Here is a 16,844-nt window from a genome sequence, read left to right as displayed (position 1 = left end):
ATAGAGGGGGATTTTTAGTGGGTGATGTAAGAGAGTTTTTTGTTGTTAACAGCTTTGCGAGCAAACCATTTGGAGGAAATCCGGCTGCAGTCGTTACTGATGCAAATGGTTTGGATAAGTCTACAATGCAAAAAATTGCCAGGCAATTTAACTTGGTAGAAACAGTCTTTGTTGTGCAGGAGAAAAGCGGCGAAGCCGATTTTCATCTCCTTTACTTTACACCCGCCGAGGAACTTCCCGTAGCCGGGCATCCTACAATTGCGGCTATTCTTGCTCTTGTTGAGTGTCGCACAATTGATTTGCATACTAAAAGTAGTATTACCATCAGAACAGGTGCCGGGAAACAAGAAATTCTCATTAAAAATGAAAGTCAGCCAACGGTGTTGATGCAGCAACCGAAGCCTGAATACTTGCCAATTGTCCATGACCGTCAGGATATTACAGCTATATTAGGAATAAATAATGATGACTTGTACCCGGATCTGCCAATTCAGCCAATAAACACGGGGCTAGGGCACTTAATTGTTCCAGTAAAATCGTTAGCAGCACTAATGAAAATTGAGAGAAGAGTAAGCTTACTAAAAACTGCGTGCAGGCGATTGGGAGTAAGAGAGGTCCAAGCATTTACTTTCGAGACGTATGAGCCAGGCTATAACCTTCATACACGAAATATTTGCCCCCGCGAGGGGCTTGAAGATCCTGGATGCGGTGTGGGCAATGGAGCTTTAGGAGCCTACCTTGCTGAACATTATAGTAAAGGTGATATAAGCGTGCGGGCGGAACAGGGGACTATTGTTGATATGCCGTGTATTATCGATATTTATGTGGTGAAAGGTGAGCAAGGCGTGGCTGTATCAATTGGAGGTACCGGGAAGGTTATGATGAAAGGTCAGTTCTATCTGTAGGCGTCCAGTGCACAAATTAAAAACACCATTGGCAAATGGTGTTTTTAATTTGACTATCTTATGCATAAGATTGATAATTACTGGTAAGACAGAATCAAGAATACGGCAATGATGGAGGCGGAGACGGACGACACCATTCCGCCTTTATACCAGGAACAAGCTGCCGATACTGCTATTCCGGCAAGTGTTGCGAGCGTCATTTCTGAGGGTGCTTCCAGTACTCCCCGGACGATTAATGCGCCAAGAGCAGTGTAGGGTATATAGAGGAGAAACCGCCGTAATAACGGATGCAGCGGACGTTCTGATAACACGACCCAAGGCAGTAACCTTGGCAAATAGGTAACAATCATCATGGCAATAATCAACGGTAAATAACTTGTCATAGCGGACACTCCTTAGTTTCGTCCTTTAACACGAAGAGACCGATCAATGAGGCAAATATAATCGAAACAATAAGGCTCCAGCCAGACGGAAGCACATTAAAGTAGTCATTGAATGCATAGATAATTCCCGAAATAGCCGCTAAGCATAGAACGTTAGCAGACTTCCTTATCTCAGGCACCAGTATTGCAGTAAACATGGCGTAAAGACCTATTCCCAGGCTGCTCTGAACCGATATAGGTAGCGCTGTTCCAAGAAGATAGCCGGCGAACGTGCCGCTTGCCCAGGAAGTATAAGCGATGCCTTGCAACGCAAGTAAAAAGGGGACACTAAGTTTTCCGTTTTTTAAAGAGGCAACAGAAAAACTTTCGTCAGTAATACCAAAAGCAATAAACGGCAGCCAACCTCTTTTAGCATCTTTAATACGTACCGCGAGAGAAGCACTCATCATTAGATGCCGCAGATTAAGCAGAAATGTCGCAAGCACTATATCCCCTGTGGCGATTCCGGCCTTAATCAAGTCTAAAGCCATAAACTGACTTGCACCGGCAAAGACAATTAAGGAAAACAAACAACTGTCTAATAGTGAAATATTGACTGTTTTCGCAAGCAGGCCAAAGGCCATGGCTACCGGGAAATAACCAATCACGATAGGTATTCCTGCGACGAGCCCCTCTTTAAGGCTATAGGATTCTTGCTTCATTTATTAACCCCTCCACCACCAAAATAGTAAAAAAATTAGTATGCTATAATAGACAATAAGTGCATTACAAAATTCGTATGTTATGACGCATGAAAAGTATAATATAACGTCTTTTGGTTATTATAACACACACATTATAGATTACAAGTAGAGGGGGTAATTTTTTGAAAGATTTAAACTTGATAATCGCCAGTAATTTGAAACGAATTCGCGAGGAAAAGAAATTAAGCCTTGAAAAAGTTGCCGATATTACAGGTGTTAGTAAATCTATGCTGGGGCAGATTGAGCGAGGGGAATCCAGTCCAACAATCAACACCATCTGGAAAATTGCCATTGGGTTAAAAGTCTCTTTTACATCGCTGATTAATTCACCTCAAGACGACGCAATGATTGTGCACAAGTCCGAAGTTGAACCTCTCATTGAGGATAATGGTAAATATAGAGTGTATCCAGTATTTCCTTATGAAGATGGTCGCCGTTTTGAAATGTACATAGTAGAGATAGAGCCAGACGGACATTTGCGCACAGATACTCATGGTGAGAAAACACAGGAGTTTATTACCGTTGTTGATGGCGAATTAACTGTGCTGACAAACGAAAAGGAGTATACAGTCCATAAAGGTGACTCAATAACGTTCCGGGCAGACAAGTGCCATACATATCATAACCCCGGTGTTGAACTGACACGATTAAGTATGGTTATTTATTACTCACTGTAAAAAATGGAGGTTTAATGGCTGTGCTTGATTTGATCATTAAACTCGACGCTGAACTTCGTATAAAGGCAGTGCAGCGGGTTGGGGAAAATCCTGCGTTGTTTGAAGATAATATTTGTACCAGCTTGATAGATCAGCAAATCGACCATGTATTGGGGGCTTCCCTAAAAGATCATGGCATTGTTGAGCTTAGCAATAAGTTCTTTCGATATCAGTGTGTAACCGAGCCTGATGGAAGAGTGTTATATTTAAGCAGTGACGGAGTATTGCTTGATTTTTATAAGCAGATCTTTGGACATATGGCAGAAGGCGTTCAAATATATGACCGTAATGGGAATTTTTTGTTTGCCAATTCCGCAAGCGAGGCCCTGGAGGGGTATAACAGCCTTGATTACATGGGAAAGCATCTGCTTGATATTTACGATGTAAACGAAGAGTACAGCACAGTTTTGACAATTTTAAGAACAAAAAAGCCGGTTGCAAACCGCTGTGACCGCTTCAAGATGAAAAACGGCACGACGTTAACTACAATTAACTCTGGCTATCCTTTGATAATTGACAACAATTTGTATGGAGCTGTTGTTTTTGAAAGTGATCTATCTGTATTAAAGCGGCTCAAAAACCGTACTTTCAACCTGGAAGCATATATTGGCAATACAGAACCAGTGGGTCAATCGGCCATGTACACCTTTGATGATATCGTACATGAAGCCGAGAGTATGCAAGATATTATTCATTTTGCCAAAAAGGTTTCTCTTACAGATTCAGCAATACTGATTGTGGGAGCTACCGGAACCGGAAAAGAGCTTGTGGCACAGAGTATACACTCGTTTAGCGCCAGAAGATATAAGCCGTTTATTGATGTGAATTGCAGTGCTGTGCCTGGCAATCTGTTTGAGAGCATGTTTTTTGGCACTGAAAAGGGTGCTTTTACCGGCAGTGTTAGCAAGGCTGGACTTTTTGAGATGGCGAATGGTGGGACGATTTTTCTGGACGAAGTCAATTCCATTAGTCCGGAGATACAGGCTAAGCTTTTAAGGGTATTGCAGGAAAAACGTTTTCAACGTATCGGCGGCAGTAGATATATACAATGTGATGTGCGGATCATTTCTGCAGCGAATGAGAACCTTGCTGCTCTTATGCAACAGCAAAAAATCCGTATGGATTTTTATTACCGGATCTCTACCATCAAGATTGATCTTCCCGCGTTAAAGGATCGAGATCAAGATATAATTCTCCTGGCGCGAAATTTTCTCCAGGAATTGTGTGCGCAATATAATCGGGAACAACTTACTATTGCAGCAGAGGTACTTAATGCCTTTCAACAATACGAGTGGCCAGGCAACGTAAGAGAACTTCACCATGTAATCGAATATGCCTTTAACCGTGCTGCAGATGACGTGAGTACGATCACGCTTGATTGCCTGCCAGATTATTTAAGGCCCTTAGAGCGTGTAACTTGTAGCAAGCATCAAGGAGAACGCACAAAACTAATGGCAGTAGGAGACACCGGGTCGTTTGATGAACGTGTGGAACGGTTTGAATACTCATTAATACGTCAGACCCTGGATGAGAACTCCGGGAATATTACCCAGACGGCCAAGGTATTGGGGATGAGCAGGCAAAGTCTGCAGTATCGAATGAAGAAATGTGGATTTTGTGAAGAGTAGTGCAAAAAAATTCTGGATATGACGCCAAATAATTTGGCGTCTTTTTTGTTTGGATTTCTTAGGAATTTTTAGAAAGCCAGATAAGAGGTGCAAAAAAACTTGGCACAGCACTGCTTTTATTAACCATAAGTCGGCGGTTGCTGTGGAGGAGCGCTCACTAATCACGTTGAATTTACAAGGATTTCTCGATTAAATTATTTGAATAGCAACAAAAGTATTTAAATTTCGTACATTTCCTTGGTTTGTCTATTTTTTAGAGGATGTTGGTTGAGGTTGGCATAAGTTTTGCATTAGTATTTTTGTAGAATAGGTCCTTGAGAAAATCAAAATGGAGGTGAAATTCAGTAACCTTTTTGAGGACAGACTAATATGCGTAAAAAACAGCAAGGGAGGATATTAAATGTCGGTAGAAACAAAGAAAATACGTAATGGCGTTTTTTGGCCAGCTTTTCTGGTAGTGGGTGGAGCTGCATTATTAGGCATTGTAAATAATAAGCTGCTGACTGATGTGGCGATGAATTCTTTCTTGTGGTCACTGAGGACCTTCGGTTGGTTATATCAGGTAATTGCAATTGTAGCATTGATTGTTGTGAGCCTTGTTACGTTCTCCAAGTTTGGCAGCATCCGTTTAGGGGGAGCAGACGCCAAGCCCAAGTATCCTTTCATGACCTGGTTTGCCATGGCGCTGACTGGTGGTATTGCTACCGGGGTAATCACCTATGGGGCAAATGAGCCGGTTATATATTTTGGTAACATATACGGAGAAATGGCTCAGACTGGTGTAGCCCCCGGAACCCCAATGGCAGCGATTTATGCGATTGCCCGTTGTTTCTACAACTGGACTTTTATACCATATGCTATGTATTCTTTATGTGGATTACTTGTTGCTTACATGTACTTCAATAAGAAGAAAACGTTGTCAGTAACGGCTACGTTGATACCCTTGTTTGGTGAAAAGGTAACAAAAGGAATCTGGCCAAACGTTATTGATACACTTTCCCTGCTGGCTATTGCACTGGGCCTGGCATCTTCCCTTGGTGCGGGGATTGCGTTGGTAGCCTCTGGTTTTGAACTATCTTACGGGATCAAGCAGGGGCCGATGGTATGGCTGGCGCTGGCAGCGGTGACGACAGCAACCTTCACAATAGCGTCAGTATTAGGGGTAGATAAAGGGATTAAGTGGCTTGCTGATTTTAATTCTAAAATATTCTATGTAATTTTGGCAGTTCTGTTGATCGTTGGACCTACGCTGTACATTTGTCGGAACTCAGTAGCCAGCATGGCGTATTGGCTGCAAAATTTTTGGCAGTGGGGCCTTGACCCGGCTGATATCGGTGGCGAAGCGCTGGTCATGTGGTGGACATTATATGACTGGGCCATCTGGATTGCTTATGCACCACTTATGGGGATCTTTCTTGCAATGATTTCTTATGGCCGAACCATCCGTGAATTTATGATCATCAACTGGATACTACCTTCCATTTTTGGCCTTGTCTGGTTTGGGATCTGGGGCTCGACAGCACTTGACTGGCAGATGAAGGGGACAGTAGACTTGATCGCTACGATAAAAGCAAGCGGTGCAGTAGCCGGATTATGGACCTTCCTGGCTAATTTACCACTAAGCTTTCTGCTTATACCAGCGGTCATGGTCACCCTTATTATCTCCTTTGCCACTGCCGCTGACGCAATGACTACCACTATTGCCTCTATCTGCATGAAAGACTCCAAACACGATGAAGAACCGCCATTGTGGCAAAAATGCCTCTGGGGCATCTCAATTGGAGCTATTTCTTTCTTCATGGTGGCGTATGCCGGCGGTGCCCAGGGGGTTGACGGTGTTAAATTTCTGGCGGCTGCAGGTGGGTTTATGGTATTGTTTATCTTTGTGCTGCAGGTGTTCTCTGCAATTAAAGTGTTTTTCATTGATAAAGTTGACGAATAGGATTAGCATTATGGGAGGGGAAAGGCCAGAGCGCTTTTCCCCTTCACTAGGAGGCAGTAGTCATGGTAGAAAAAACAAATATCGATAATAGGGCAACAGTAGTTCTTGGCGGCCAGGTGACCATTGAAGAATTGGTGGCGGTTGCCCGTTATGGTGCCAAGGTAGAATTCTCTGATGCGTATTGTGAGCGGGTGAAAAAATCCAGGAGCTTGGTGGAAAAATGGATTGGTGAGGGCCGGGTGATGTACGGTATTACTACCGGTTTTGGGGCACTCTGTACGGAGGTAATATCACCCAAGGAAACGGCACAATTACAAAGAAATATCGTGTTGTCACATGCCACTTCGGTGGGAGAGCCTTTGTCCATTGAAGAAGTGCGGGCAACGATTTTTATGATATTGCAAAATGTAGGCCAGGGTTTTTGCGGTGCACGTATGGAAACGGTAGAGTTGTACCGGCAATTTCTTAATCTTGGTCTTACACCGTTTGCCCCCAAAGAGGGTTCAGTAGGCTATCTTAGTCCGGAAGCTCATATGGCGTTAGTCCTGATTGGTGAAGGGCAAGCTTATGTAGCAGGCGAACTGCTGCCGGCCGGAGAAGCACTGCGACGGGTTGGCCTTACGCCGACAGAACTGTCAGCCAAGGAAGGTTTAGTCCTGGTTTCCGGAACTACTAGCGTTACCGCGCTCGGTTCTCTTGCTCTATATGACATGTTAAACGCTGCAAAGTGCGCGGATATCATCGGCGCGATGACCCTGGAAATACTAAAAGGAACTACGCGTGCGTTTGATGAACGGCTGATGAGCGTCCGTCCTCACGAAGATCAGCGCAGCACAGCAGCTAATGTAAGAAATGTATTGAAAGATTCGGAGATTGCGGTGCATTATCGCGATTACCGCTTGCAGGATGCATTGTCGATTCGCTGTATACCGCAGCTGCATGGTGCTGCCAAGAAAACTTTGAAAGATGCGTTAAAAACCATTGAAATAGAAATGAATTCCTGCTGTGATAACCCAATTCTTTGGCCAGAAGGGGATGATGGCGAAGCTATCTCCGGCTGTAACGCGGATTCATCCTATGTAGGGATTGAGATGGACTCAGCGTGTATTGCCGCTACCGTACTTGCTAAAATGTCGGAGCGCAGGAATAACCGCCTGGTAGACGGAAATCTCTCCGGATACCCCTGGTTTCTTATCAAAAAGCCTGGTCTCAATTCCGGGTTAATGATACCACAGTATACACAGGCAGGCTTGTTGAATGACATGAAGATCTTGTCACATCCTGCAACAATTGATGGGATACCAACCTGTGGGAATCAGGAAGATTATGTGGCGATGGGCTATAATGCTGCCAAAAAAGCCAGGCAAATTGTCGAAAAACTGGAGTTTATTCTGGCGATTGAATTGTTATCTGTATATCAAGCTCACCAATTCATGGAAGGTGATAAATTGCCGGCGACTGCCGTCCAAGCTATTCTGGAGGAAATTGCCCTTACTGTGCCAATCATGAATGAGGATATCTATCTGTATCCTCATATTAATACTATAAAAAACCTAATTCATTCACAAAGGGTAGTTGGGTTGGCTGAAGAGAAGATTGGAACATTATTATAAGCCCGGTTAGCCGCAGGGTTCTTGACGGATTTTGTAGAATCAGATAGAATGGTGATAATAGAGACAGAGTGAAAGCAAACGAAAGCTTACATTAGCTTTTGAACTAAGAGTGTTAAGAGTTTGGTTTGGTGTGGAATAAGAATTTGATTAGAGTGAAACAGGGACAGAGTGGAATGTTATTCCAAGCTGTCCCTTAGCTTATTCAATAGTACAATCAATTTTACAGGAGGAATTAACAAATGAAAGTAAATGAAAATATTTTTTTATTTTCCGGCTATGCCAGGCTGCCTGCAGGTACTGCATCAAGTGAGGTGTATAAAGTAATGGCTTTGGTTGTGTTAATTGATATGGAAACAGGAAAAATTGTGGAAGCAGACTGCACCTTGTCTACGTCAACCTCAGAACGGTTCGTGACGCGTATCTTAGCGGGGAATAGCATGCAAAACGGTATTGAGGAATTAGTAAAGAGTATTGATGCAGTTTACCATGGGAGTGCCAAAAAACCAATTATGTCTGCTCTGCGTGTGATTTACGATAAATATTCGACTTTGGCGCGAAATAGGAAAGCAGCGCTTTAAAAATAAATCGCTTGAGGAATACGAATTTCTATATCTTATTAATAAAGGAGAATTGATCATCCGCGGCGAATTACTATTAAGCGAAAACTTATAAAGCTGGGAGGTATCATTATGAAGAAAGATATCCTTGTTCCGTTTGATGGATCAAAGAATGCCATTGAGGCGTTACAGTTAGCTATCAATTTGGCAAAATTGCTGCAAGAAAAACTTATTATACTTAACATTCAGCCAAGTTTTCATACCGTTCACACGAAACTGTTTTTCAAAGAAAACACGATTCGCGAATATCAGGAACAGCTTTTCGAGGAGACTGTGGTCCCAGCCAAAAAGATACTTGAAGATGCCGGGATAGAATATGAACTAAAATTAAGAATTGGTGATGCTAAGGAACAGATTTGCCAGGAAGCAATGGCCGGGGATAATGTTCAACCGGGATGTGCAACAACCGGTGTGCGTATGATCGTAATGGGATCTCGCGGCATGAATCCGGTGCTTGGCGGAGTACTTGGCAGTGTCAGTTATGGCGTGGTTAACGCTGCTGCTTGCCCTGTTACCATCGTTCCTTTTTCTTGTGCTGAATAAGCGAAAATACTCCTATTAGAAATAGCAAATCAATAGAAGAAGCATCTCTTTGGTGGTTGACCAGGATATGCTTCTTTTGCTTATCTGTCATTACTTATAGGCGAAATGTGCTGAATTATGCAGTTCTAACGGAGGTGTAGACATGAAATCGTGGTACCAGATGAGTGTAGAGGAAACAGTTTCTGAATTTGAATCCGAATCATCAAAAGGCTTATCTTCAGCAGAGGCCTCCAGGCGGCTAGTCCAATATGGTTATAATGAGTTACAGGAAAAAAAACCGGAAGGTTTCTGGCAAAAGCTGCTCAACCAATTTAAGAACTTCCTAGTACTAATTCTCCTGGCTGCCAGTGTAATCTCTCTTCTTGTCGGGGAATCGGCCGATGCTCTGGTTATCATCGCTATTGTAATCCTTAACGCCGCGCTTGGTGTTTTTCAAGAATCGAAGGCAGAAAAAGCATTGGCTGCGCTCAAAAGAATGAGTGCGGCTACTTCTAAACTGATTCGCGATGGGAATCTTGTTGTTGTTCCCTCCAGAGAGTTGGTTCAAGGTGATATGGTGGTATTGGAGGCGGGAGATTATGTTCCTGCCGATGTACGTATTCTAGAATCATTCAATCTAAAAATTGAGGAAGCCTCACTAACAGGTGAATCAGTACCAGTGGATAAAAACTCCCAGGAACTTAGCCAGATTACTCCCTTGGCCGAACAGAATAACATGGCATTCATGGGCACCATCGTCACTTATGGCCGGGGTAAGGGAATTGTCGTGGCTACAGCCATGCAAACTGAAATTGGAAAAATTGCCGGTATGCTTCAGTCTGTTGAGCAAGAGCCCACTCCCCTGCAAATAAAGCTTGAAGAATTTGGCAAAACATTGGGTCTGCTTTGTATAGGTGTCTGCGCTGTAGTGTTCGCCATGGGAATTTACGGCGGGTATAGTGACGGCATATTATCATTGTCAGAGATTCAACATATGCTCATGATCTCTATTAGTCTGGCAGTTGCCGCTATTCCGGAAGGCCTTCCTGCGGTTGTAGCCATCGTATTGGCTTTTGGCATGCAGCGTATGGCCCGGAAGAACTCTATTATGAAGAAACTGCACGCGGTCGAAACCTTAGGCAGCGTATCTGTCATCTGCACTGATAAGACTGGAACCTTGACTCAAAATCAGATGACGGTTGTCAAAGTCTTCACTGCTTCTGACCTGTTTACTGTCAGTGGCCATGGATATAATCCGGAAGGCGAATTTATTGCCGGTGAAAAGCCGGTCAAAATAGATACTAAGCAGGAACTGGACCTGCTGCTGCGAGCGTCTCTTTTATGTAATGATGCAGAATTGAAGTCTCTGGATGATCAGATTTGGTCTATTGTAGGTGATCCGACCGAGGGGGCGCTTGTGGTCGCTGCCGCCAAAGGGGGGTATATCAAGGAAGCTGTGACGTCTCTGGCTCCGCGTTTGCAGGAGATTCCTTTTGATTCAGGTCGCAAGATGATGACTACCTTCCACTATACAGCTGAAAAAATTCGGGCTTTTTCTAAGGGGGCCCCGGACATCTTGTTGAGCCGGTGTACCCACATTATTGAGAAGGGAACAGTCCGCTCTTTGACCGAGATAGATAAACAGGCAGTACGTGCAGCCAATCAGGAAATGGCGTCACAAGCGTTGCGGGTTTTGGCTGTCGCTTACCGGGATTTTGAGCAGGTGCCTGACATTTCTAGTCCCGGCGAGGTGGAGAAAGACTTGGTGATGATCGGTCTTGTCGGTATGATTGACCCGCCCCGCAGTGAAGCCAAAGCAGCTGTACAGGTTTGTCTGCAAGCGGGAATACGGACGATAATGATTACTGGCGATCATCCGACCACCGCCCTTGCTATCGCCAAAGATCTTGGCATTGCCACTAAAGATCAGCCGGTTATTACCGGACAGGCGCTAGATACCATGCCTCTGGAGCAATTACAGCAACAAGTACGCACGTCCAGTGTCTTTGCCCGCGTGTCTCCAGAGCATAAGCTGGCTATCATAAGCGCGTTACAAAACAATGGTTATATCACTGCCATGACTGGCGACGGTGTCAATGACGCGCCCGCGCTGAAAAAGGCAGACATTGGTGTGGCCATGGGCATTACCGGGACAGATGTGGCGAAAGCCACCGCTGATATGGTCATTACGGATGACAATTTCGCCACAATTGTGTCGGCTGTGGAAGAAGGACGGGTAATCTACGCCAACATCCGGAAATTTGTCTATTTTCTCCTCTCCTGTAATGCCTCAGAGGTACTGACCATTTTCATCGCTATGCTGCTGGGATGGCCGATACCCTTATTGCCTACCCAACTGCTGTGGGTAAACCTGGTGACAGATGGCTTTCCGGCTCTGGCCCTTGGTATGGAGAAGAAAGAGCCCAATGTTATGCGTCTTAAGCCCCGTGATCCGTCCGAACCCCTGCTCGCTGGGAATATGCAGGTGCTGACTGGTATCCAGAGTCTGGTAATGAGTATTACCGTACTCTGCGCGTTCCAATACGGCCTGACTGCTAACAACGGTAATCTGGATAGTGCCCGTACTTTTGCATTTATCATGTTGATGGCAACCCAGATCATTTGCGCCTACGCCGCCAGGTCGGAACATTATTCTGCATTCCAATTAGGCTTTTTCAGTAATAGGTACCTGAATATGGGAGTCGGCCTTTCCTTCTTTCTATTAGTACTTTCAGTTTATAGCCCCTTACAAGAAATTTTCAGAACAGTTCAGCCTGTACTTAATGATTGGCTTGTAATTGGTGCACTGGCTCCTATCCCCTTCATCACTGCTGAGTTGACCAAATTCGTCAGAAGATGTTTTAAATGATACGGGGTATATAGTACTTATTACCCATAGAATTTTTATAGCTTGTATGTTATTGTAAACCAGTATGATCTAAGACACGGAGGTTATAAAATAGTGCTAAGGAAAATAATGTTTTGCCTAATTATACTGGTGGTAACAGTCTCAAGCACGCTGGCTGCTCCGGCGCCTAACCGAAACTGGGAGCGGGAAATAAAAAGTGATGTTAAAGGTTTCGACGGTAAAGTTGGAATTTATGCCAAGAATTTAGTAACTGGCCGGGCTATTGATTACAATGAGAATGCTGTTTTTCCAACAGCATCGACTAGTAAACTTGTCGTGGCGCTGGCTACCTACAAATACTTGTACCCACAGGCTCCAACCGAAAAACGTTATCTTTATGATACCGATATACAGTACATGATGACAGTGAGTGACAATCCATCTTTCTATGAATTGCTGGATGAAATTGCTGCCAATGATCCGGCAGCTCTAAGCAAAGTAACAAGGGATCTAGGGCTTAGAAAAACCCAGATACATAGCCAGGAAGCCAAGAAGAAGTACAATTACCAAAGTGTGACCACTCCCTATGAAATGGCCAAAGTTTTTGGGGCCATTAACACAGGAAAGTATTTAGGCAAAGAAAAGTCACAAATCATGAAAGATCAGCTTGCTAATACCATTTTTCGGGATGAGATACCTCGCCACATGCAAGTAAAGGTTATGCACAAGGTAGGTCAGCTTGATAATATTCTGTGCGATACAGGAATTGTAGATGATGGCAAAGACCAAATTCTTATTAGTTTTTATACGATTACTGACAGGCCGGCTGAATATGCCAGTAACTTTATTGCAGACACTTCAGCTAAGCTTTATAATGCCCTGAGAAGAAAATGATCTGCATTCTGCGAGAGATTCTTTCTTTATGGGACAGAAATGTTTATCGGCGCTAGATTGTGAAAACAAATAGTTAAATTTTGGTAGTGAGGCTATTTTTAAGGGGCTGTGTTGAAATTTCAACACAGCCCCTGGTGAATCTATAGATTGCTAGTTTCCCGAAAAGCAGTGCCGTATCCGCTCATATGCCCAATCTATTTCTTCTTGGGTAATGGTGAGCGCCGGAGCAAACCGGATAATATTTTTATGCGTTTCTTTGCAAAGCAGCCCATTTTCTTTAAGTTTTTCACAATACGATCGCGCCGGAACAGTTAGTTCAAGACCGATAAACAATCCTTTGCCTCGCGCTTCCCTAATAACCGGGCTATTGAGCTGACGGAGTTTATCAACAAAATACTTGCCCATTTTCCAGGAATTCTCGATAAGATTCTCATCTTCCATTACCTCCAGTGCGGCTACTGCCACAGCACACGCTAATGGATTACCGCCGAAGGTAGATCCGTGTGAACCAGGATTAAATAAGCCCAGAATATTGCTGTCCGCCGCCACGGCTGAAATGGGGAGAATACCACCGCCCAGAGCTTTTCCTAAGATGTACATATCTGGAGTAACATCTTCCCAGTCGCACGCAAATAATTTTCCTGTCCGGCCAAACCCTGTCTGAATTTCATCAGCGACAAATAGCACATTGTTTCTTTTGCATAATTCATAAGCGTTGCGGAGAAAGCCATCTTGGGGAATAATGATGCCGGCCTCACCTTGAATAGGCTCTACCAAAAAAGCGGCTGTATTGGCTGTAATGGAATTTTTTAGCGCGTCTAGATCACCGTAGGGTATTAGCGTAAAACCAGGAGTAAACGGGCCAAAACCTGATTGATACTCCGGGTCTGAGGAAAATGAAGTAATAGTTACTGTCCGCCCATGGAAATTTCCTGTACAGACAATGATTTCTGCTTGATTTTCGGGAACTCCTTTGCAGCGATACGCCCAGCGCCGCACAGCTTTTATGGCTGTTTCCACCGCTTCGGCGCCTGTGTTCATTGGTAAGAACATATTTTTTCCTGTGAGTTTTGCCAGTTTCTCGAAAAATCGACATAACTGATCATTATAAAAAGCTCTTGACGTTAATGTTACCTTATCGGCTTGATCTTTTAACGCCTGAATAATCTTGGGGTGTCTGTGTCCCTGGTTTAAGGCGGAGTAAGAGCTTAGCATATCCATATAGCGGGTTCCTTCAGGGTCTTCTACCCACACCCCCTCAGCTTTGGTAATTACGATAGGAAGCGGATGATAATTATGCGCTCCCAGCAGCTCAGTCTTTTTTATAATCTCATCAGATAAAACCATTGTGCCTCTCCTCATTTCATTAATTATTTGAGTAACTCTTCAATTGTTTTTTCTAAAATAAATGGCATGGCGCCAAACGAATATTTACAGCTAAGACGCTCTGATAGCTTATGAGCATCTTTTCCATACGGTCCTATCAGATATCAGATTATCCAGTCTGTCGCCAAATTCCTTTTTTACCGCCATATATAATTCATCATAGGTTAGCACCTCGACCTGCCAGGGCAGCTCCCGCCTAGTATGTCAGCAGGCTGACTACTGTGAGTGGCATGGTTGAAATACAAGTGGACGGCATTGGCTGTTTGTATGGATGATTGTTTGACAAAAAACATTATATTTGTTATATTTACATAAATTAACTCTCTGAGTAATGAGGCTCTCTGAAGAAGATTTCATTCTTTTTCGAGGGCTTTTTTGTCCTGATAGAAAGTATAACTTTTTCCTGGATAAGGGCAACATCGGCTTCTGCTGTCGCCAAAGGCTCGGCGCAAGCCGTGTTTTCTTTATTAGAACTAGCGTCTTACAGACAATGAATCTGCTTTATAGATAATAAGGGGTAGGAAACACCTTGGAGGGGTAAAGTTATGAAGAACCTATTAACTCTTCCTTATCTGAAGAATAAAAAAGTAAAGACGATTATTCTTGTAGCTACTCTGATTTTACTGCTATTAACCTCAATGAATCTGCTTGTTACATATAACTCGACAATTAATTCAGTAAAAGTGGCCATCGCGAATCAAGGTATCGAAATGGCCAAATCAATAGCAGAAGACCTGGATACAGAAACCTATAAACGCGTTCTAACAGGAAAAAAGGTAAACGAAGACTATTGGAAAATCAGTTCATATCTATATGAGGCAAAAAAGAAGACAAGCGCCATGTATGTTTATACCCTATTGGTAGACAATCCCCAGGTTAGCAAGGTAATGGTTTATGGTACGACCCCCAATTCCCCAATTCAATTCCCGATAGAAGGTTTTTGTACCTTGCCTGAGGACCAAATTAAACTTGCCTTGCAAGGTGGAACCTATTATACCGATATTCTACATGACCCTGAGATGGGAGATTATTTGTCGGTGGGGGCTCCGATTAAGGACCATAATGGACAAATTATGGGTTACTTAGGGATCGACATGAGTGCTGAACTGGTAAAACAAATAAGTAGAGAAGTTGTTACCAACAGCTACTCTACTTTTCTTTTCAACGTTATTTTTACATTTATTCTGTTGGTTACCTTTTTCATAATTCAGAAGTGGTATCAGCTTGAAATGAAAAAAGCGATAGGAGATACAGAACAAACCTACCAGGAAGAATTTCTTTCTTTCCTGACTTCTGTCAAATCACTACGGCACGATTTTGTCAATCATATTCAGGTATTATACGGATTAATTGAGTTCCGGTACTATGATAAAGCCCTGGAATATATGAAGTCCTTGTTTACTGAAGTAAAGTTAGTCGATTTGTCTTTAAAAGTAAACAACCCGGCCCTGCTGGTGCTATTTCAGTCAAAGTTTGTAGTTGCTCAAAATAAACAGATAGAGATGCAGTTTGAGCTTGCTCAGGACCTGTTCGATCAGGTAAAATCTACAGATTTAATTAAGATCTTTTCAAATTTGCTGGATAATGCCATAGAGGCAACGATCCAATTACCTGTAGAAGAAAGATACATCAAAATTACCGGCAAGAATTTTCGAACGAGTTATTATTTTGAAGTAGAAAATTCTGGTCCCACTATTTCTGAAACTGCAAGGTCGCTGCTATTTAATCAGGGTTATACTACCAAGCAGCCAAGTGGTGATAAAACAAGAGGATTGGGTTTATATATTGTCAAAGGAATTATCAAACAGGTTCATGGTGAAATTTCTTTTACTTCCCAGAATCAGATCAACAAAATCTCCATCATCATACCGATAATAACAGGAGGGTAATAGGATGCAGCCTCAAATTAATTTATTGATTGCTGAAGACGAACCTTTTCAACAAGAATTGCTGTTAATGAATTTAAAGCCCTTTGATTTTGTTCATGTGGTTGATATGGTCAAAAATGGGGATGAATTAATTCATAAAGCCACAACAATTCCTAATATTAACGCCTTACTGCTTGATCTTAACCTAGGAAAAGGGCGAGGGGGGCTGGAAAGCTATGCTGCTCTACGTCTGCGCGGCAAGGAACTTCCTGCTGTTTTAGTCACAGGCGTGATTCCTGAAGCCAGCTATACCTACGATCTAGGAGTCATCGACATTGTTGAAAAACCATTTACTCCCTTTCGCTTTAAACAAGCAGTGGAGAGATTAAGTAAACACATCGATTATCAGAACTTTGTCCAGCATGGCGGTTTGTATATACCTGTATTTAGCCAGGATATTGAACAATTAGTCCCTTCAGAAGTGCTGTTCATCGAATCTCTCAACCGCACAATTTACGTTCATACCAGAACGGCTGTACTGGAAACTAAAATTCCTTTAAGGGTATACTGTAAATACTTAGAAAGCCATTATTTTTATTTGACTCACCGGTCTTTTTTGGTCAATATGAAGCAAGTTCACTCCATTGAGGGCAATGTAATTCATTTTGCTAATGAGAAGCGAACTGCACTAATTGCCGAAGACATAGTTCAGGAAATTGTGAACTACTGGCATGATGTAATAAAGAGATAGGCAAAGCTGATGTACCCCAGCGGGGCAA

At 43.1% G+C, this 16,844-nt stretch carries 14 protein-coding genes; 11 read left to right on the top strand and 3 right to left on the bottom strand.

The annotated features are described in order from the left end of the window. Positions 1–17 precede the first annotated feature (17 nt). Entirely contained in the window at positions 18–905 is an 888-nt protein-coding gene (locus B9A22_RS14435) for a PhzF family phenazine biosynthesis protein (RefSeq protein ID WP_176215529.1), read from the top strand. Positions 906–982: 77 nt separating this feature from the next. Here the strand turns inward: B9A22_RS14435 and B9A22_RS14430 are convergent, their stop codons facing one another. Both B9A22_RS14430 and B9A22_RS14425 read right to left on the bottom strand, forming a co-directional pair. Beyond that, positions 983–1,288, bottom strand: coding sequence for an AzlD domain-containing protein (locus B9A22_RS14430; RefSeq protein WP_084576528.1), 306 nt, complete (start codon positions 1,286–1,288; stop codon positions 983–985). Beyond that, the gene (locus B9A22_RS14425; RefSeq protein WP_084576526.1) at positions 1,285–1,989 is read right to left on the bottom strand and encodes an AzlC family ABC transporter permease; all 705 of its coding nucleotides are present in this window, start codon (positions 1,987–1,989) and stop codon (positions 1,285–1,287) included. The genes B9A22_RS14430 and B9A22_RS14425 overlap by 4 nt, the downstream gene beginning before the upstream one ends. 164 nt (positions 1,990–2,153) lie before the next feature. Here B9A22_RS14425 and B9A22_RS14420 point away from each other — a divergent pair, with 164 nt between their 5' ends. From B9A22_RS14420 to B9A22_RS14385, 8 genes are all read left to right on the top strand, one after another. Then, positions 2,154–2,708 carry a helix-turn-helix domain-containing protein gene (locus B9A22_RS14420; RefSeq protein ID WP_084576524.1) on the top strand — a complete coding sequence of 185 codons (555 nt, stop codon included), beginning with the start codon at positions 2,154–2,156 and terminating at the stop codon, positions 2,706–2,708. 14 nt (positions 2,709–2,722) lie between these two features. Beyond that, positions 2,723–4,375 (top strand): sigma-54 interaction domain-containing protein, encoded by a 1,653-nt coding sequence (locus B9A22_RS14415; RefSeq protein ID WP_084576523.1) that lies wholly within the window; start codon positions 2,723–2,725, stop codon positions 4,373–4,375. Between the two features lie 400 nt (positions 4,376–4,775). Next, on the top strand, positions 4,776–6,317 hold the full coding sequence (locus B9A22_RS14410; RefSeq protein ID WP_084576521.1) for a BCCT family transporter: 1,542 nt from the start codon (positions 4,776–4,778) through the stop codon (positions 6,315–6,317). A 62-nt stretch (positions 6,318–6,379) separates the two neighbouring features. Next, positions 6,380–7,930 carry an HAL/PAL/TAL family ammonia-lyase gene (locus tag B9A22_RS14405; protein ID WP_084576519.1) on the top strand — a complete coding sequence of 517 codons (1,551 nt, stop codon included), beginning with the start codon at positions 6,380–6,382 and terminating at the stop codon, positions 7,928–7,930. Positions 7,931–8,169: 239 nt separating this feature from the next. Continuing rightward, positions 8,170–8,508, top strand: a complete 339-nt coding sequence (locus tag B9A22_RS14400; RefSeq protein ID WP_084576518.1) for a DUF3870 domain-containing protein — start codon at positions 8,170–8,172, stop codon at positions 8,506–8,508. A gap of 111 nt (positions 8,509–8,619) precedes the next feature. Then, a complete protein-coding gene (locus B9A22_RS14395; protein WP_084576516.1) occupies positions 8,620–9,090 on the top strand; it encodes a universal stress protein in 471 nt (156 codons plus the stop codon). A gap of 142 nt (positions 9,091–9,232) precedes the next feature. Then, positions 9,233–11,938: a cation-translocating P-type ATPase gene (locus B9A22_RS14390; protein WP_084576514.1), complete on the top strand. Its 2,706-nt coding sequence runs from the start codon at positions 9,233–9,235 to the stop codon at positions 11,936–11,938. Positions 11,939–12,031: 93 nt separating this feature from the next. Next, positions 12,032–12,811 carry a serine hydrolase gene (locus B9A22_RS14385; protein ID WP_084576512.1) on the top strand — a complete coding sequence of 260 codons (780 nt, stop codon included), beginning with the start codon at positions 12,032–12,034 and terminating at the stop codon, positions 12,809–12,811. Positions 12,812–12,961: 150 nt separating this feature from the next. Here B9A22_RS14385 and B9A22_RS14380 read toward each other — a convergent pair whose 3' ends face one another. Next, positions 12,962–14,158, bottom strand: coding sequence for an ornithine--oxo-acid transaminase (locus B9A22_RS14380; RefSeq protein ID WP_084576511.1), 1,197 nt, complete (start codon positions 14,156–14,158; stop codon positions 12,962–12,964). A gap of 584 nt (positions 14,159–14,742) precedes the next feature. Between B9A22_RS14380 and B9A22_RS14375 the strand changes: the two genes are divergently transcribed. Together B9A22_RS14375 and B9A22_RS14370 are read left to right on the top strand one after the other, a co-directional pair. After that, positions 14,743–16,086, top strand: coding sequence for a GHKL domain-containing protein (locus tag B9A22_RS14375; protein WP_084576509.1), 1,344 nt, complete (start codon positions 14,743–14,745; stop codon positions 16,084–16,086). 4 nt (positions 16,087–16,090) lie between these two features. After that, positions 16,091–16,816, top strand: coding sequence for a LytR/AlgR family response regulator transcription factor (locus B9A22_RS14370; RefSeq protein ID WP_084576507.1), 726 nt, complete (start codon positions 16,091–16,093; stop codon positions 16,814–16,816). Positions 16,817–16,844: the final 28 nt, after the last annotated feature.

Source organism: Sporomusa malonica (assembly GCF_900176355.1).
Classification (GTDB): domain Bacteria; phylum Bacillota; class Negativicutes; order Sporomusales; family Sporomusaceae; genus Sporomusa; species Sporomusa malonica.
The sequence above is the reverse complement of the archived record's forward strand: the minus strand, read 5'-3'. Positions and strand labels throughout refer to the sequence as shown.

Excerpts from the sequence above, each read along its gene's own strand:
- B9A22_RS14370 (WP_084576507.1), top strand. The coding sequence starts at position 16,091 with ATGCAGCCTCAAATTAATTTATTGATTGCTGAAGACGAACCTTTTCAA.
- B9A22_RS14375 (WP_084576509.1), top strand. The coding sequence starts at position 14,743 with ATGAAGAACCTATTAACTCTTCCTTATCTGAAGAATAAAAAAGTAAAG.
- B9A22_RS14415 (WP_084576523.1), top strand. The coding sequence starts at position 2,723 with ATGGCTGTGCTTGATTTGATCATTAAACTCGACGCTGAACTTCGTATA.
- B9A22_RS14390 (WP_084576514.1), top strand. The coding sequence starts at position 9,233 with ATGAAATCGTGGTACCAGATGAGTGTAGAGGAAACAGTTTCTGAATTT.
- B9A22_RS14405 (WP_084576519.1), top strand. The coding sequence starts at position 6,380 with ATGGTAGAAAAAACAAATATCGATAATAGGGCAACAGTAGTTCTTGGC.
- B9A22_RS14400 (WP_084576518.1), top strand. The coding sequence starts at position 8,170 with ATGAAAGTAAATGAAAATATTTTTTTATTTTCCGGCTATGCCAGGCTG.
- B9A22_RS14425 (WP_084576526.1), bottom strand. The coding sequence starts at position 1,989 with ATGAAGCAAGAATCCTATAGCCTTAAAGAGGGGCTCGTCGCAGGAATA.
- B9A22_RS14430 (WP_084576528.1), bottom strand. The coding sequence starts at position 1,288 with ATGACAAGTTATTTACCGTTGATTATTGCCATGATGATTGTTACCTAT.
- B9A22_RS14410 (WP_084576521.1), top strand. The coding sequence starts at position 4,776 with ATGTCGGTAGAAACAAAGAAAATACGTAATGGCGTTTTTTGGCCAGCT.
- B9A22_RS14395 (WP_084576516.1), top strand. The coding sequence starts at position 8,620 with ATGAAGAAAGATATCCTTGTTCCGTTTGATGGATCAAAGAATGCCATT.
- B9A22_RS14380 (WP_084576511.1), bottom strand. The coding sequence starts at position 14,158 with ATGGTTTTATCTGATGAGATTATAAAAAAGACTGAGCTGCTGGGAGCG.